The organism is Bacillus sp. es.034, from assembly GCF_002563655.1.
GTDB lineage: Bacteria > Bacillota > Bacilli > Bacillales > Bacillaceae_B > Rossellomorea.
In genome coordinates, this window is record NZ_PDIY01000001.1 from 1,455,557 (window position 1) to 1,472,282 (window position 16,726).

Genomic DNA, 16,726 nt, shown 5'->3' on the forward strand with positions numbered 1-16,726 from the left:
GGGGAATATAGAAAAACACCTCCCGATACCTACCCAAACTCAGCCTCAAGATGGAGTCTAGGCACACTTCCCATATGAGAAAATATGATTATAACAAATGCATTGAAACTTTTTGCCCAGCGTATCGTAAATAATAGTAGAGGAGATGATGAAGATGGAGACCAATAAGGTACTGTCAGCTCTATGCTATTTTAGTATATTTTTTGCCGGCTTCCTATTTCCCCTGATCGTCTATTTTGTATCAGATCATCCATACGTGAAAAAGGATGCCAAATCAGCATTTTTATCTCACTTGTTACCGGTCATAGCGGTGCCCCTTGTATTCGCAGGTTTGGTTATGGATATGGGGGTTTTCGCAAGTGGGGCGGGGCTGCCTGTCTTCACCGTCATCATGATCGGTTTAGCCATATTACTTAGTGTTGTCGTGGTCATTTGGAATGTGTATAAGGGCATCAAAGTACTTTTATAATCAATAAAGGGGATGAAAGAGTATGAATGAAGAACGTAAACGCATTTTGGATATGTTGGAAAATGGAACGATTTCGGCACAGGAAGCTGTGGCATTATTAGAAGCACTTGAAGAAAAGCCGCATACATCGAAGCCGAAAAAAGAGAAGGATTTCCTTGATGAGTTTGTATCGATTTTTCAAGATGAAAAAAAGGGTGAAAAAGACCACTCATCCCATTCAGGGAATCCGAAAGATAAGCTCCTTGATTTCATGAATTCGGCCCTCTCTAAGATCAAGAGCTTCGACTTCGACTTTCAATGGAATCAATCGGTGGAATTGTCCCATGTTTACCAGCAGCCGAATACGGAATTTGAAAAAATTGATATCGATGTGGCCAATGGAAAGGTGGAGCTTATTCCATGGGATGGTGAGGAAGTCCGGGTAGAATGTGAAGCCAAGGTGTATCGTACGGAAGACAATGAAGAAGCGAGAAAGCAGTTCATGGAGAATACGTCCTTTGCCATCGACGGTGATACCCTCTATTACTCGACCCAATTAAAGTGGATGAAGGTGGACTCCAAGCTGTATATCCCGAAACACCAGTATAAAAGGATTTCTGTCCGTTTATTCAATGGTGGGTTAAAAGCAAAGAATTTAGAGGTTCAGGACCTCCGTGCCAAGGCTGCCAATGGGAAGATCCAGATCGACCGCCTGACTTCGAAGAAAGCGGAAGTCGAAACGTCCAATGGTGCGATTTCCATTCTGAACGCGAAAGCGGATCATGTGGAGGCAGAATCCATTAACGGCAAGGTGCACGTCGAAGGGGATATCTCGTACTCAGATGTTCAATCCCTGAATGGAAATATCGTATGTGCACTGACAGGGGAGAAATCCGATACGGTACACGCAAAAACAGTGACGGGTAATATCGATTTGTATGTTCCTGAAAACATCAACATTTCCGGTGAAGCCAAATCGAACTTCGGTAGTTTCAAGGTCGAACTGCAGGGTATTGATGTATTAGAGGAAAAAAATGAAGTGGTGCAGAAATCGATCCGATTCAGCCGTAAGACTGATTCAGCCGATAAGCTTCATCTTTTTGCGGAAACAAAAGCGGGATCTGTCCTCATAAAAAAACATGAACAGAAGAATGTTAATAAGGACAACGCATAAGATGAGAAAGAAGGAATAATGATGAAAAAACGATTAGCACGATCAAGGTCTGACCGCAAGCTTGCCGGGGTGATTGGAGGATTGTCACGTTATGTAGGGATTGATTCAACGATCCTTAGGGTGATCTTCATCATTCTTCTCATTCCAACTGGGTTTTTCCCACTGGCTGTCGTTTATGGTTTATTGGCCTTCGTGCTGCCACATGAGGAGGAAGCCATCAGATAATGAGATGGATTATTGGAATTTTAATCAATGCAGTGATCTTTATTGCATTAGCCGGCTTTTTTGACGGGTTTGAAGTGTCGGGGATCGCAGCGGCGATTGGAGCGAGCTTTATCCTATCGATTCTGAATGTGCTTGTGAAACCGATTTTGATTATCCTGACATTGCCGGTCACGATTTTATCACTGGGACTGTTTTTATTCGTCATCAACGCCATCACGTTATTACTGACGGATGGACTGATGGGAAGCAGTTTTGAACTATCAGGTTTCGGCATGGCCTTTCTGGCATCGATCATTTTGTCACTTGCCAATTTGGTCATCCAGAAAGCGGTGCTCGACCCGATGAAAGAGAAATGAACACCAAAGGACTCCGGTTTTCCCAAGCCGGAGTTTTTTTATGATCAAAAAAGGTGTTTCTTATTTTGAAATAGAAATACTTGGAAAGGGGAGGAGTGTCATATGAAAATTTCAACGGGTGTGATCAAGGGGTATGGGGGTATCGATGTACCGTACACACGATTATCCCAGGGAGAAAACGCCGAAGGGATCGCCATCCTCTTGCCGGGGCTCGGTTACACCGTGCAGGCACCTTTGCTTCATTATTCGACAGGCATTTATCTGGAAAAGGGATTCGACGTGCTGCATGTTAACTATAAATATACTGGTGCGGACTACGAAACGTTTTCTGTAGAAGAGGTGGATGATGCTTTAAAGCACGATGTGAATAACATCATCGATAGGGTCTTGCAGGATCATGCCTATCCACATATCCACATAGTGGCTAATTCGTTTGGGACACTGGCTTTAGGTCATGAAGCAGCAAGGGAGTCCATGAAGGATGCCAAGCTCATCTGGTTGACCCCCTTACTGAAAGAGGATGAAATCTTTCAGGCCATGTTGGATAGTAAGCAGGAAGGGCTTTGTATCATTGGTGATGAAGATCGTCATTATGATGAGGGGCGATTCAATGAACTCAAAGCGAATCAACGCTTGGAGCTGCATTTGATCAAAGGGGTCAACCATAGTCTTGAGCATGGGTTCAATGTCCTCGATTCCATCTCCACCCATAAAGAGCTCATGTCGATCATCAAAGCATTCTCAGAAGCGTAGCCGGAGCTGCGCTTTTCTTCATTGGTTTGACCAAGTAAGCCTCCTTGCGCTTTTCTCCATTATTGCTAAAATAGGTTAGAGTACGCTTATAAATATGAAGCGAGTGTAACGTGAAGGAGGAGCTACTTTTGGCTAAAGTTCGCACAAAAGATATCGTCGAGAAGTTTAAGTTGGAGCTTGTCGGCGGAGAAGAGGGTTTACATAGACCGATTACGACGAGTGATATTTCCCGTCCCGGACTCGAAATTGCAGGGTATTTCAACTACTATCCCGCCGAACGCATTCAATTACTGGGGAAGACCGAATTATCCTTCCTCGAATTGCTGGATGAAGCAGAACGCAAGCGCAGGATGGAAGCGCTCTGTACAGATATCACCCCTGGCATCATTATTTCGAGAGACCTGGAGATACCGGATGAGCTGGTGGAAGCGGCGAATCGTTATGATGTCCCTGTCATGCGTTCATCTATGAAAACGACAAGGTTTTCTTCAAGACTGACGAATTACTTGGAAAGTAAGCTTGCTCCTACTACGGCCATCCACGGTGTATTGGTCGACATCTATGGGGTCGGTGTATTGATCACTGGAAAAAGCGGCGTCGGGAAAAGTGAAACCGCCCTTGAGCTTGTGAAAAGAGGGCATCGCCTTGTGGCCGATGATTGTGTGGAAATCAGACAGGAAGACATGGATACATTGATCGGCAGTTCTCCTGAGCTGATCGAACATCTCCTTGAAATCCGGGGACTCGGGATCATCAATGTGATGACGCTGTTCGGAGCCGGAGCCGTGCGAAACTACAAACGCATTACCCTGTGCATCAATCTTGAGCTGTGGGATAAAACGAAACAATATGACCGCCTTGGACTGGAAGAAGAGACAATGAGAATCATCGATACGGATATTACGAAATATACCGTGCCGGTCCGCCCGGGACGAAATCTTGCCGTCATCATCGAAGTGGCTGCCATGAACTTCCGCCTGAAACGGATGGGCGTCAATGCTGCCGAACAATTTACAAACCGTCTGGCTGATGTGATTGAAGACGGGGAGAATGAAGATATCTAAGCTTTACATATAATAAAAAAGGAGAGACACAATGAACGAGAATATTACGCCAATCGATCCTATTGCCATTTCACTCGGTCCGATCCAGGTACACTGGTATGGAGTCATCATCGGACTTGGAATTGCTCTGGGACTATACTTAGTCATCCGTGAAAGCAAGCGTTTAGGTCTTCATCCTGATACCTTCATCGATTTGCTCGTCTGGGCGATTCCCATCGCCATTATCTGCGCGAGGATATATTATGTTGCCTTTGAGTGGGACAATTATTATGCCGATCACCCCGGGGATATCATCAAAGTATGGAATGGCGGGATTGCCATCCATGGCGCGTTGATCGGATCCGTTCTGACCACGGTTGTTTTTGCGAAAGTGAAAGGACTGTCTTTCTGGAAACTGACGGATATCGCCGCACCAAGCATCATCCTCGGTCAGGCGATCGGACGCTGGGGGAACTTTGTAAACCAGGAGGCCCACGGTGGTGAAGTGTCACGTGCATTCCTTGAAGGTTTAAAGCTTCCTGATTTTATCATCAATCAAATGTATATTGACGGTGCGTATTACCAGCCTACCTTCTTATATGAATCTCTTTGGAGTTTCGCAGGGTTGATCCTGCTTCTTGTCCTGAGAAGAAAAGCCGACTGGCTGCGCCGGGGGGAATTGTTCCTCGTATATGTAGTATGGTATTCGATCGGACGCTTCTATGTAGAGGGACTGAGGACGGATAGTCTGATGCTCGGATCTTTAAGATTCGCTCAAGTGATTTCCATCGTCCTGATCATTGCCGCGATTGCTGTGTTCTTTTACAGAAGAAAAGCGGGTCTTGCCCAAAAGGCATACGATGAAAAGGCAGATACAGTGAACGCATAATAAAGGGGAGAGGGAACTATGTGGATGTCATCTTTGAAAAATGGCGGACTCACAGGATTGAAAACGACGTGGTCATTGGGGAAAGTCATTTTTCCCATTACGCTGATCGTCTTTTTGCTGCAGTACACACCGGTCCTGCCGTGGATCATGGAGAAGATCTCGCCGTTCATGAGGCTTCTCGGTCTTTCTGGTGATGCGGCGATTCCCCTTGTCCTTGGGAATTTTCTTAACCTATATGCAGGGATCGGAGGGATTTTGTCCCTTGATTTAACGGTGAAAGAAGTCTTCATCATTGCGGTGATGCTGTCTTTCTCACATAATCTGTTCATTGAATCGACGGTCGCGTCAAAAGTGGGCGTGAAAATCTGGCTGATTGTCACGGTGAGGATCGGACTCGCCCTTCTGTCTGCCGTCATCATCAATCTCGTATGGAGCGGTGGATCTGATATTGCCAAGTATGGCATGATGCCACCACAACAGGCGGAGCCCGATGGATGGGGTGAGATCGTCTTACTTGGCCTTGAGAAAGCAGGGTTCGGTGTCCTTCAATTGGCGCTGATCGTCATTCCCCTGATGATCATCATTCAGGTGATGAAAGATTTGAAATGGATGGATGCATTTTCCCGCTGGATGTCCCCTGCTACACGGGCCCTCGGGATGAATGAGAATACGTCGACGACAATGGTGGCGGGACTCGTCATCGGTCTTGCCTACGGGGCGGGTGTCATGATCCAGGCGGTCAAGGAAGATGGAGTGAGTAAGAAAGATGTCACGATCGCTTTCCTCTTTTTAGTGGCATGTCACGCAGTGGTGGAGGATACAGTGATCTTCATCCCCCTTGGCATACCTGTACTGCCACTTCTTTTGATCAGGTTGGTGACCGCCATCCTGTTAACCATGGCAGTCGCATATATCTGGAATAAAGTTGATGCTAAGAAAGAAAAGGAGCTGCATTATGAGCAGGATTACAACAATTCTATTTGACTTGGATGGGACATTGATCAACACGAATGATCTGATCATTTCATCCTTTTTGCATACATTGAATCATTATTATCCGGGGCAATACGGGGAAGAGGACGTTCATCCTTTTATGGGACCGCCCCTTGAAGAGTCCTTCGGTGGATTGGATCCCGATAAGATGGAAGAAATGTGTGCTCACTATCGTGCCTACAATCACGAGCATCATGATTCCCTCGTGACAGAGTTCGAGGGAGTCTATGAAACCGTGAAGACCCTTTACGACAATGGTTACAAATTAGCGATCGTGTCGACGAAGGTCCGTGATGTGGTATTGAAAGGATTGGATCTGATGAATCTTCGTCCGTTCTTTGACGTCATCATCACCCTGGATGAGGTGGAGAACGCGAAGCCCCATCCAGAACCGATCGAAAAAGCACTGGTGCTATTGGGATCTTCCCCTTCTGAAGCCATCATGATCGGAGACAATCACCACGACATTTTAGCCGGGAAAAATGCAGGCGTCCTGTCTGCAGGTGTTGCCTGGAGTGCTAAGGGAAGAGAACATCTTGCCCACTACGAACCGGACTTCATGCTTGAAGACATGAAGGACTTACTGGCGATCGTTGGAGCTCCGACTGCATGAGACGGACGACCCGCTATCCTGTTGAAGGAGCAAATTCCCTCTGGCATGTGTACAAAACCGTACCATTCGGGAAGGTCGTCAAAAATTTCATCGTCATCCAGCTCGCGCGATACACGCCGTTTTTAGGGATGAAGAATTGGCTGTATAAGACGTTTCTGAGGATGAAGATCGGTGAACACACGTCATTCGCCCTGATGGTGATGCTGGATGTGATGTTTCCGGAGAAGATTTCAGTGGGACGGAATACGGTCATCGGCTATAATACAACGATCCTTGCCCATGAGTATTTGATCAAAGAGTACCGCCTGGGAGAGGTGGAGATCGGATCGGAAGTGATGATCGGTGCCAACACGACGGTATTACCGGGCGTGAAGATCGGTGACGGTGCCATCGTCTCGGCAGGTACCCTTGTACATAAAGACGTTCCGGCAGGGGCCTTCGTCGGTGGGAATCCGATGAAAGTCATCTATACGAAAGACGAGTTGGCCGAAAGATGGCGGGAAGACAGCATCTATGGGTTGAATAAAGAAGAATAAGGGAAAAGGCAAAGATAGAGTGGATTCTGTCTTTGCCTTTTTTATTAGTATGAAAACGGCAGAAAAACCAGCCACCGACCTCCACACAATTCACCCCTCGAAAACGGTTGACGAATAAAAAAAGAAACGCTACACTACAAATAACTTTATTTTATTAGCACATTAGCGAACTAAAGGATATCTGAATAATCTAGAAGTAGTAACAATCCCTCCTTAAGGGAAAAATAGATGAATTAATACGCCAAAGGTGGTTCTTATGACTAAGTTATTTATGTTCGAGAAGCCATTGGGAATGAGAGATACATTTCCTGATTTATATGAGATCAAAGATCAGACGAAGAAGAAAATGGAACAGGCCATGAAGCTATGGGGTTACCGGTTCATTGAAACCCCGAGTCTGGAGTATTATGAGACCGTAGGGGAAGCATCGGCCATCCTCGATCAACAATTATTCAAGCTATTGGATCAACAGGGGCATACACTCGTGTTAAGGCCTGATATGACAGCTCCGATCGCGCGGATTGCAGCGTCGAAGCTATTAAAAGAAGAAGCGCCTCTCAGACTTGCCTATTCCAATTCAGTCTTCAGGGCCCAGCAGAGGGAAGGGGGCCGGCCGGCAGAATTCGAACAGGTGGGGATCGAATGCATCGGGGATGATTCCGTCAGCGCCGATGCCGAAGTGATCGCCCTTATGGTGTCGGTCCTCAAAGAAGCAGGCTTGGAGCATTTTAAGATTTCCATCGGGCATATCGGATTCGTACAGGAACTGTTCACTCAAATCGTCGGAACCGAAGAACGGGCAGATACGTTAAGAAGATATTTATATGAAAAAAATTATGTCGGATATCGTCAGCATGTCAACGAACTGGCCCTGTCATCCATCGATAAAGAACGGCTGTTCAGATTCCTGCAATTACGGGGATCGGAAGATGTGCTCGGTGAAGCACATGGCCTCCTCGAAGGAGGAAAAGGACTGGGTGCTCTGGAACAGCTGAAAGATCTGTGGAGTATTTTAAAGGATTATGAAGTCGAGAAATATGTGAAATTCGACTTGAGCCTTGTCAGCCACATGAGCTATTATTCCGGCATTTTATTTGAAGTGTACGGAGAGAATGTCGGGTTTGCCATCGGAAACGGCGGACGCTACAATAAGCTACTTGAAAAGTTTGGCAAGAATTCCGGGGCAACAGGCTTCGGGTTACGCCTTGACTATGTACTGGAAGCCATGAAGGTTGAATTATCTTCCACCCTTCAGCAGTGTGTACTGTTCAGTGATGAGCGCAGGAAAGAAGCCATCGGCTTGGCCCGTGAATTGAGAAATGAAGGGGTCGAGGTTGTGCTGCAGAACTGGAAGGGTGTAGGAGATGTGGATGAGTTCACGAAGGGTTTCAGCAACGTCCACTTTGTCGTGGGACAGGACCGGAAAGGCGGTGAGACATCATGAGTTCATTGACGATTGCCATGCCTAAAGGCAGGATATTCGAAGAAGCAGTGGAACTATTAAGGAAGGCCGATTACAATCTTCCGCCTGAATTCGATGATTCACGAAAGCTCATCATCGAAGTGCCCGAGGAGGATCTGCGTTTCATCCTCGCCAAACCAATGGATGTCCCGACCTATGTGGAGCATGGTGTCGCTGACTTAGGGATTGCCGGGAAGGACGTCATGCTTGAAGAAGAGAGGGACGTATATGAGCTCCTCGACCTGCGGATCAGCGGATGTTACTTGGCGGTTGCGGGACTTCCGAACACGAAGATGAGTGATGTGGCGCCGAAGATCGCGACGAAATATCCCAATGTCGCTTCATCCTATTTCCGGGAGCAGGGGGAGCAGGTGGAAATCATTAAATTGAACGGATCCATCGAACTCGCCCCATTGATCGGGCTTGCCGACCGCATCGTCGATATTGTATCAACGGGTCGGACCCTGAAAGAAAACGGCCTCGTCGAATATGAAACCATCGTCGGCATCACTTCACGCCTCATCGTCAACCCCGTCAGCTACCGGATGAAAGACGAAAAAATCGAAGACCTCGTCACCCGGCTGACGCGCATCATCGAGTGAGAGGGACCGGGTGAGAGGGACGGACCTCTCTTCGTCGGGTCCGGAATGTAGTGTTGGCAGTCATTTAAGAAGCTTTCGGGACGGATGATCGGTGAAAACCGAGGTCCGTCCCTCTAAAATAGAAATTACATAGGGTGACGGGTCCTGATAACAGGTCCGTCCCTCCTAAAGGTTGGTGAATTCTGTGAAGATTATTAGGGATAGTAGCGGGGCGTCGATTAAGCGTTCTGTGGATAGTGGTACGGAGGAGCAGCGCAGGGCTGTCCAGGGGATCATTTCTTCCGTGAAAAAGGATGGAGACAAAGCCGTACGTGAGTATACAGAGACATTCGATGGTGTCCATTTGGAGAACTACAAAGTTTCCGAGAAAGAAATAGAAGAAGCATTTTCCTCTCTCGATCCGGAAATGGTCTCCATCATCGAAGAAGCGGCGGATAATATTCGTGCCTTTCATGCAGAGCAAAAGAGGTCATCATGGTTCAGTACAGATGAAGACGGAACGATGTTAGGTCAAAAGCTCACACCCCTCGATTCGGTCGGTGTGTACGTTCCGGGTGGGACGGCAGCCTATCCTTCGTCCGTATTGATGAATGTACTGCCGGCAAAGGTAGCAGGGGTAAAAAGAATTACCATGGTTTCACCTCCAGGCAAGGACGGGACGTTATCTCCAGGGGTTCTCGTGGCCGCAAAGGTAGCAGGAGTAGAGGAAATCTTTAAAGTCGGTGGTGCTCAAGCCGTTGCTGCGCTGGCATACGGGACGGAATCGATCACACCTGTGGATAAGATCACGGGGCCGGGAAACATTTACGTCGCCCTGGCAAAACGGGAAGTGTTCGGTGATGTGGATATTGATATGATTGCAGGACCGAGTGAAATCGTGATCCTGGCCGACGGAAATCAGCGTGCTGATGAAATCGCGGCAGACCTTCTTTCCCAGGCGGAGCATGATGCCCTTGCTTCAGCAGTCCTCGTGACCCCTTCATCGGCACTTGCGGAAGAAGTATCCGCTGAGGTTGAGCGTCAACTGGCCACTCTGCCGCGTGAAGAGATCGCCCGTCAATCCATCCTCGATTACGGTGCCATTTATGTGACGGGAGATATAGAAGAAGGGATCAGCCTCGTCAATGAGCTCGCGGCTGAGCATCTGGAAATCTTGACGGATAAGCCTTTTGAAACGATGGCGAAAATTCGCCACGCCGGGGCGATCTTCCTCGGGCGATACAGCTCTGAGCCTGTCGGTGATTATTTTGCAGGACCGAATCATGTTCTGCCGACGAACGGGACAGCCCGTTTCTCAAGTCCGTTGAATGTGGATGAATTTATGAAGAAGACAAGTGTCATCTCCTATAGCGAAACGGCACTGAAGAAAAACTACGAAAAAATCGCGAAACTTGCCCGCTTAGAGGGCCTTGAAGCCCATGCGAGGGCAGTGGAGATTCGATTCGATAAAGAAAAATAGGGAAGAGGGACAAGCCTACAAAGGTGAGGCTTGTCCCTCCAAAAAAGGAGGACATCATGGTGAGAAGTGCAGAGATTGTGCGTAAGACGAATGAGACAGATATCCGGTTGAGTTTTGGAATCGATGGGGAAGGGAATTCGAAGATCGAGACAGGGGTCCCGTTCATGAGTCATATGATGGATCTATTCACGAAGCATGGACAATTTGATTGTACGATTGAGGCAAACGGGGACACGGAGGTCGACGATCACCATACGACAGAGGATATCGGGATCTGCCTCGGCCAGGCATTGCTTGAATCACTGGGAGATAAGAAAGGCATCAAGCGTTATGGATCGGCCATGGTCCCGATGGATGAAGCCCTGGCTCAAGTCGTGGTGGACCTGAGTAACCGCCCTCACCTTGAATTCCGTGCAGAACTTCCCAGTCAGAAAGTGGGGACATTCGATACGGAGCTTGTTCATGAATTCCTTTGGAAGCTCGCCCTTGAAGCAAGGATGAACCTTCATGTCATCGTGCATTACGGTCACAATACCCACCATATCATTGAAGCGATCTTCAAAGCACTGGGACGCGCCCTGGATGAAGCGACCACAATCGATCCCCGTGTAAAAGGGGTACCATCAACGAAGGGGATGTTATGATTCATGATTGGAATTGTGGATTATGGAATGGGAAATCTGTTCAGTGTCAGTAAAGCACTGGAACGATTGAACGTCCCTTACTTTATAAGTGATGTACAAGAAGAGTTATTGAGTGCTGATGGGTTGATTTTGCCCGGGGTCGGGGCCTTTAAGGATGCTATGAGTCTCCTTAAAACCACCCATCTGAAAGAGACGATCCTGACGTTTGCGGAAAGCGGTAAGTCGCTCCTTGGCATTTGTTTAGGCATGCAGCTCCTATTTGAGGAAAGTAAGGAAAATGGAATGACGAAGGGATTGGCTCTGCTGCCTGGGGAAGTGCTCCGCATTCCGAAAGAAGATAGTGAAGGGAATGCCTTTAAAGTCCCTCATATGGGCTGGAACCTTCTACGTTACCAGAAAAACTCCACCCTTTTAGAAGGGTTAACGGAAGGCTATGTTTACTTTGTGCATTCCTATTATGTGCACGAAGGATCCAAAGACGTGATTGTGGCAAGCGCAGATTACGCGGGAGTGGAGATTCCGGCCGTCGTTAGTCGTGACAATATTTACGGCATGCAGTTCCACCCTGAAAAAAGCGGTGAGCTTGGCATGCAGCTGTTAGAAAACTTTACAAAACGGGTGAAGGAGAGGGTCTCATGAGTTTTACGATTTATCCAGCCATCGATATGCGAGGCGGGAAATGCGTACGATTGGTGCAGGGGGATTATAATCAGGAAACGGTGTACGGAGACTCCCCGTTCGATATGGCGAAGAAATTCGCGGGTGAAGGCGCAGAGTGGATCCATATGGTGGATCTTGACGGAGCAAAGGAAGGCTCTCGGATCAATGATGAATTCGTGATTGCCGTTACAGAAAAACTCGATGCCAAGGTTCAAATCGGAGGAGGCATCCGCTCCAAAGACGATATCGAACACTATTTGAACAGGGGTGTCGACCGTGTCATCATTGGCAGCATTGCTGTTTCCAACACGGAATTAGTGAAAGAATGGCTTCGGGAATATGGAGATAAGATCGCTATCGGACTTGATGCGAAGGATGGCTATGTGGCGACCCATGGCTGGCTGGAAACCTCTGCTCTTAAAGCAGTCGATCTTGGAAAGGAACTCGCTGAAGCCGGTGCGGAAACATTCATTTTTACCGATATTGCCACAGACGGAATGCTATCTGGTCCCAATGTTGAAGCAGTTGTGGATCTTGCCGAACAAACGGGGAAATCAGTGATTGCGTCTGGAGGCATTAGCTCACTGGAAGATCTGAGGACGTTAAAGGAATATGAATCCCGTGGCGTATCAGGGGCCATTTGCGGGAAATCCCTTTACACAGGGAAGTTCACTGTCAGTGAGGCTGTAAACGAGGTGAGGTCATGTTAACGAAACGTATCATCCCTTGCCTGGACGTAAAGGACGGCCGGGTGGTAAAAGGCATCCAGTTCGTGGAACTGCGGGATGCGGGTGACCCCGTTGAGCTTGCCAAGGTATACGATGAGCAAGGTGCAGATGAACTGGTATTCCTGGATATATCCGCTTCACATGAAGGCCGAAAGACCATGGTCGAGGTCGTTCAGCATGTGGCAGCCGAATTGGCGATTCCTTTTACAGTGGGTGGAGGGATCAATTCGGTGGAGGATATGAAAGCGATCCTCCGGGCGGGGGCGGACAAGGTCTCCCTGAACACAGCAGCCGTGCTTCGGCCTGAGCTGGTCCGGGAAGGGGCCGATTACTTTGGATCCCAATGTATCGTAGTGGCGATTGATGCCAAATATGACGAAGGAACCAAGGGGTGGAAGGTATACACCCACGGAGGCAGGAAGCTGAAAGACCTTGATGCCGTTGAATGGGCGAAGGAAGTGGAAGCCCTCGGAGCGGGGGAAATCCTACTGACGAGCATGGACAGCGATGGAGAGAAGAGAGGTTTTAACCTGGCTCTTACAAAGGCAGTCAGCGAAGCGGTGTCGATTCCCGTGATCGCTTCCGGCGGTGCCGGGAATGCCGGTCACTTTAAAGACGTGTTCACTGAAGGGAAAGCCGATGCGGCCCTGGCAGCTTCCATTTTTCATTATAAAGAAACGAGTGTAGAAGAAGTAAAAAGCTACTTACGGAAAGAAGAGGTGCACGTACGATGACAAACACTGATTGGATCACATCCGTGAAGTATGACGACAAGGGCCTTGTGCCCGCCATCGTGCAGGATGCTGCAACGAAGGATGTACTCACATTAGCCTATATGAATGAAACATCACTTAGAAAAACCGTTGAGACCGGGGAGACTTGGTTCTATTCCCGGTCGCGTCAAGAACTTTGGCATAAGGGTGAAACGAGCGGGAATACACAAACGGTGGAGAATATCACGTGGGATTGCGATCAAGATGCCCTTCTGGTCCTCGTCTCGAAGAAAGGTCCTGCCTGCCATAAGGGTGAGGACAGCTGTTTCCACGAAAAAGTCTTTGGTGGGGAGAGTTCATCAAAAGAAAATATCCTTCTCACTCTGGAAAAACTGATCGAAAATCGTGAAATCGAGCGTCCCCAAGGAGCCTACACAACCTACCTGTTTGAAGAAGGAGTCGACAAAATCCTGAAAAAAGTAGGGGAAGAAGCTTCAGAAGTAATCATTGCCGCAAAAAACAGGGACAGTGAAGAGTTGAAATGGGAAGTCGCCGACCTTTTCTACCACGTACTCGTCCTACTAAGGGAACAAGAACTTCCACTCGAAGATGTGTTGGGTATCCTCGTGGAACGTCATAATAAATAACACCCTTGAGGGACGGACCTTCGCGCCTGGCGCGAAGGTCCGTCCCTCAAAATATGGTAGTTTAGTACGGGTGTATTGTATGATATACTACTGTAGTTATACTATGAACGTTTCGGAGGACTTTGATGAGAAAAGGGTCAAAATTAAGTAGTCAAGAAGCGAAAGTGTTGTCTTTTGTCCCGACTGGTGAGTATTACTACAACAAAGGGATGAAAGCTTATCAACGTCGTGAGCTAAAGAAATCGTTAAAATATTTAAATAGAGCATTTCAATTAGAACCGATTGAACCGATGATTGCCTGTCAATTATCGATTGTGTATACAGAACTGGGTGAATACAAGCGTTCCAATGATTTATTGCATAACATACTAGAGGATCTCGATCCGCGTATGACGGAATGCCATTATTTCTTGGCCAACAACTATGCCCACATGGGTTTATTTAAAGAGGCGTATGAACAGGTCTCCACCTATCTTGATAAAGAAGAATACGGTGAATTCGTCGAGGATGCCGAAGACTTGCTGGAGCTTCTGGAACTCGATTCCGACTTGATTGTGGATGATCTGTATGAGCATGATGAGCTCATCGTCCAGCAGGAAAAAGCAAGGGATCTCCTCGAATCCGGTCACTTCCAGAAAGCGGTGGATACCTTACAAGAGGTCATCCGGGACTATCCTGAATTCTGGTCGGCTTATAATAATCTGGCTCTTGCCTACTTCTATCTGGGAGAAGTGGATAAAGCGTCCGCCACTCTGGAAGAGGTGCTTGAGAAGAATCCGGGTAATCTTCATGCATTGTGCAATACGGCGGTATTTTATTTCTACCAAAAACGCCATGACCAGCTTGACCAACTGATCCAGGGTCTTGAGAAGGTCCGTCCCCTGCTCCATGAGCACCGTTACAAGCTCGGTGCCACATTTGCACTTGTGGGTCATTCAAAGCGTGCGTATGATTGGCTGAAGTCCCTTCAGAAGGTCGGCTTCGAAGGCGATGCAAGCTTTTATTACTGGTTGTCTTATTCAGCTTATGAGACAGGTCATGAGGACACGGCCCGTAATGCGTGGAAAAAGGTACTGGATATCAACCCTGAAAAAGAAGGGCTCGAGCCTTGGAACGACCAAAGACCGGCGGAAGGCTTTGAAAATCACGTCACATCCATTTTAAAAAAGCTTCAAAGTGAGTATACGGAAGAAAAACTATTCGGCCTTTTCCTGACCTCCATCTCTGATAATCAAAGGGCCATCCTCACTCACGCAGACTTTTGCGATATAGAGGATCTGTCAATTGTCGAGAAGGTGTATTTGGCGCAAGTGTTGAATAGTAACGGCAATAGCTCGATCAAGGTGAATCAGGAAATCCAGAATATGCATCAGGTCGCCCTTCATCTATATGGCAACCATCACCCGATCACGAGCGTGGAATCCGGTTTGTTCCTTACGTGGTTCACAATCGCCTACCGGGGCATCAAAGAACGGGAAACCTTCAAGAATGCCAAAGCATTTGCAGCGGCAACGGAATTCGTCTGGAATCGCCTCAGGAATGAAAAGGTGACGAAGAAGCAGCTTTGCGACCGGTTTGACTTATCCACAAGCACACTGACAAAATATATAGCGGTCGTGGAAAGTTACCTGCCCTGAGCATATTTTTGGACGGTATGAACCTAATTTTTATAGGATAGGTGTAGGAAGTAAATACTATAGGTTGAAGGCTTCTGGACGCCATTCCACCCTTTGCCCATAGTATTGAATAAAGAATGTGCTTACGACTGTTTCGGAAGGAGAATGTCATTATGTCTGAAGAAAAAATTTATGATGTAATCATTGTAGGTGCAGGCCCTGCAGGAATGACTGCAGCTGTTTATACGTCACGTGCAAGCCTTTCAACGCTAATGCTTGAAAGAGGAGTGCCGGGCGGACAAATGGCGAATACGGAAGAAGTGGAAAACTATCCTGGCTTCGACCATATTCTTGGACCTGACCTTTCTAATAAAATGTTCGACCATGCAAAAAAATTCGGTGCGGAATACGCATACGGAGACATCAAGGAAATCGTGGACGGCGAGGATTTTAAAATCGTCAAAACCGGTTCAAAAGAATTCAAGGCCCGTGCCGTGATCATCACAACGGGTGCAGAATACAAGAAAATCGGTGTCCCTGGTGAAAAAGAACTGGGTGGACGCGGAGTATCTTACTGTGCCGTATGTGACGGAGCATTCTTCAAAGGAAAAGACCTTGTTGTCGTAGGTGGAGGGGACTCTGCCGTCGAGGAAGGGGTTTACCTGACCAGATTCGCTAACAAAGTGACAATCGTTCACCGCCGTGACGAGCTCCGTGCTCAAAAGATCCTGCAACAGCGTGCGTTTGATAACGAGAAAGTGGATTTCATCTGGAACCACACCATAAAAGAGATTAACGATAAAGACGGTAAAGTCGGAAGTGTGACCCTTGTATCCACTGAAAATGGAGAAGAAACAGACTTCCAGGCAGATGGTGTCTTCATCTATATCGGAATGCTTCCATTGACGAAGCCATTCGCGAACCTCGGTATCATCAACTCTGAAGGATACATCGAAACAAACGAACAAATGGAAACAAAGGTACCTGGTATCTTTGCAGCCGGCGATGTCCGTGAAAAACAACTTCGCCAAATCGTAACAGCAACAGGCGACGGCAGCATCGCCGCGCAAACGGCTCAGCACTATATCGAAGAGCTTAAGGAAAAAGTCAAAAACGGTTAATGTAACGAAGCCTTACGGAAGGGGATCCCTCTCGTAAGGCTTTT

The 16,726-nt window shown here is 47.5% G+C and carries 20 protein-coding genes; all 20 read left to right on the plus strand.

Annotation, left to right across the window (positions count from 1 at the left end):
• Positions 1 to 154: 154 nt before the first annotated feature.
• On the plus strand, positions 155 to 469 hold the full coding sequence (locus ATG71_RS07335) for a magnetosome magnetite crystal formation protein family (RefSeq protein WP_061810170.1): 315 nt from the start codon (positions 155 to 157) through the stop codon (positions 467 to 469).
• 22 nt (positions 470 to 491) lie between these two features.
• Entirely contained in the window at positions 492 to 1,622 is a 1,131-nt protein-coding gene (locus ATG71_RS07340; protein ID WP_098439057.1) for a DUF4097 family beta strand repeat-containing protein, read from the plus strand.
• 21 nt (positions 1,623 to 1,643) lie between these two features.
• The gene (locus tag ATG71_RS07345; RefSeq protein WP_061810172.1) at positions 1,644 to 1,847 is read left to right on the plus strand and encodes a PspC domain-containing protein; all 204 of its coding nucleotides are present in this window, start codon (positions 1,644 to 1,646) and stop codon (positions 1,845 to 1,847) included.
• Positions 1,847 to 2,203, plus strand: a complete 357-nt coding sequence (locus ATG71_RS07350; protein WP_098439058.1) for a phage holin family protein — start codon at positions 1,847 to 1,849, stop codon at positions 2,201 to 2,203. Before ATG71_RS07345 ends, ATG71_RS07350 begins: the two co-directional genes overlap by 1 nt.
• Before the next feature lie 102 nt (positions 2,204 to 2,305).
• Positions 2,306 to 2,956, plus strand: coding sequence for an alpha/beta fold hydrolase (locus ATG71_RS07355; RefSeq protein ID WP_098439059.1), 651 nt, complete (start codon positions 2,306 to 2,308; stop codon positions 2,954 to 2,956).
• Positions 2,957 to 3,084: 128 nt separating this feature from the next.
• Complete coding sequence (gene hprK, locus ATG71_RS07360) at positions 3,085 to 4,020, plus strand: HPr(Ser) kinase/phosphatase (RefSeq protein WP_098439060.1); 936 nt, start codon at positions 3,085 to 3,087, stop codon at positions 4,018 to 4,020.
• A 31-nt stretch (positions 4,021 to 4,051) separates the two neighbouring features.
• Positions 4,052 to 4,888: a prolipoprotein diacylglyceryl transferase gene (gene lgt / locus ATG71_RS07365; RefSeq protein WP_098439061.1), complete on the plus strand. Its 837-nt coding sequence runs from the start codon at positions 4,052 to 4,054 to the stop codon at positions 4,886 to 4,888.
• Between the two features lie 18 nt (positions 4,889 to 4,906).
• Positions 4,907 to 5,872 (plus strand): nucleoside recognition domain-containing protein, encoded by a 966-nt coding sequence (locus ATG71_RS07370; RefSeq protein ID WP_098439062.1) that lies wholly within the window; start codon positions 4,907 to 4,909, stop codon positions 5,870 to 5,872.
• Positions 5,844 to 6,494: a pyrophosphatase PpaX gene (gene ppaX, locus ATG71_RS07375; protein ID WP_098439063.1), complete on the plus strand. Its 651-nt coding sequence runs from the start codon at positions 5,844 to 5,846 to the stop codon at positions 6,492 to 6,494. The genes ATG71_RS07370 and ppaX overlap by 29 nt, the downstream gene beginning before the upstream one ends.
• A complete protein-coding gene (locus ATG71_RS07380; RefSeq protein ID WP_060672556.1) occupies positions 6,491 to 7,030 on the plus strand; it encodes an acyltransferase in 540 nt (179 codons plus the stop codon). Before ppaX ends, ATG71_RS07380 begins: the two co-directional genes overlap by 4 nt.
• 256 nt (positions 7,031 to 7,286) lie before the next feature.
• On the plus strand, positions 7,287 to 8,474 hold the full coding sequence (locus ATG71_RS07385) for an ATP phosphoribosyltransferase regulatory subunit (protein ID WP_098439064.1): 1,188 nt from the start codon (positions 7,287 to 7,289) through the stop codon (positions 8,472 to 8,474).
• Positions 8,471 to 9,094, plus strand: coding sequence for an ATP phosphoribosyltransferase (gene hisG / locus ATG71_RS07390; protein WP_098439065.1), 624 nt, complete (start codon positions 8,471 to 8,473; stop codon positions 9,092 to 9,094). The genes ATG71_RS07385 and hisG overlap by 4 nt, the downstream gene beginning before the upstream one ends.
• Before the next feature lie 184 nt (positions 9,095 to 9,278).
• Positions 9,279 to 10,553: a histidinol dehydrogenase gene (gene hisD / locus ATG71_RS07395; RefSeq protein ID WP_098439066.1), complete on the plus strand. Its 1,275-nt coding sequence runs from the start codon at positions 9,279 to 9,281 to the stop codon at positions 10,551 to 10,553.
• 59 nt (positions 10,554 to 10,612) lie between these two features.
• On the plus strand, positions 10,613 to 11,197 hold the full coding sequence (gene hisB / locus ATG71_RS07400) for an imidazoleglycerol-phosphate dehydratase HisB (RefSeq protein ID WP_179886634.1): 585 nt from the start codon (positions 10,613 to 10,615) through the stop codon (positions 11,195 to 11,197).
• Positions 11,198 to 11,200: 3 nt separating this feature from the next.
• Positions 11,201 to 11,836, plus strand: a complete 636-nt coding sequence (gene hisH / locus ATG71_RS07405; protein ID WP_098439068.1) for an imidazole glycerol phosphate synthase subunit HisH — start codon at positions 11,201 to 11,203, stop codon at positions 11,834 to 11,836.
• Positions 11,833 to 12,567, plus strand: coding sequence for a 1-(5-phosphoribosyl)-5-[(5-phosphoribosylamino)methylideneamino]imidazole-4-carboxamide isomerase (gene hisA / locus ATG71_RS07410; RefSeq protein WP_098439069.1), 735 nt, complete (start codon positions 11,833 to 11,835; stop codon positions 12,565 to 12,567). Before hisH ends, hisA begins: the two co-directional genes overlap by 4 nt.
• Positions 12,561 to 13,319: an imidazole glycerol phosphate synthase subunit HisF gene (hisF, locus tag ATG71_RS07415; protein ID WP_098439070.1), complete on the plus strand. Its 759-nt coding sequence runs from the start codon at positions 12,561 to 12,563 to the stop codon at positions 13,317 to 13,319. Before hisA ends, hisF begins: the two co-directional genes overlap by 7 nt.
• A complete protein-coding gene (gene hisIE, locus ATG71_RS07420; protein WP_098439071.1) occupies positions 13,316 to 13,945 on the plus strand; it encodes a bifunctional phosphoribosyl-AMP cyclohydrolase/phosphoribosyl-ATP diphosphatase HisIE in 630 nt (209 codons plus the stop codon). The genes hisF and hisIE overlap by 4 nt, the downstream gene beginning before the upstream one ends.
• Before the next feature lie 125 nt (positions 13,946 to 14,070).
• Positions 14,071 to 15,582, plus strand: a complete 1,512-nt coding sequence (locus tag ATG71_RS07425; protein WP_098439072.1) for a tetratricopeptide repeat protein — start codon at positions 14,071 to 14,073, stop codon at positions 15,580 to 15,582.
• 152 nt (positions 15,583 to 15,734) lie between these two features.
• Complete coding sequence (gene trxB / locus ATG71_RS07430; RefSeq protein WP_034764251.1) at positions 15,735 to 16,682, plus strand: thioredoxin-disulfide reductase; 948 nt, start codon at positions 15,735 to 15,737, stop codon at positions 16,680 to 16,682.
• The last annotated feature ends 44 nt before the right edge of the window (positions 16,683 to 16,726 follow it).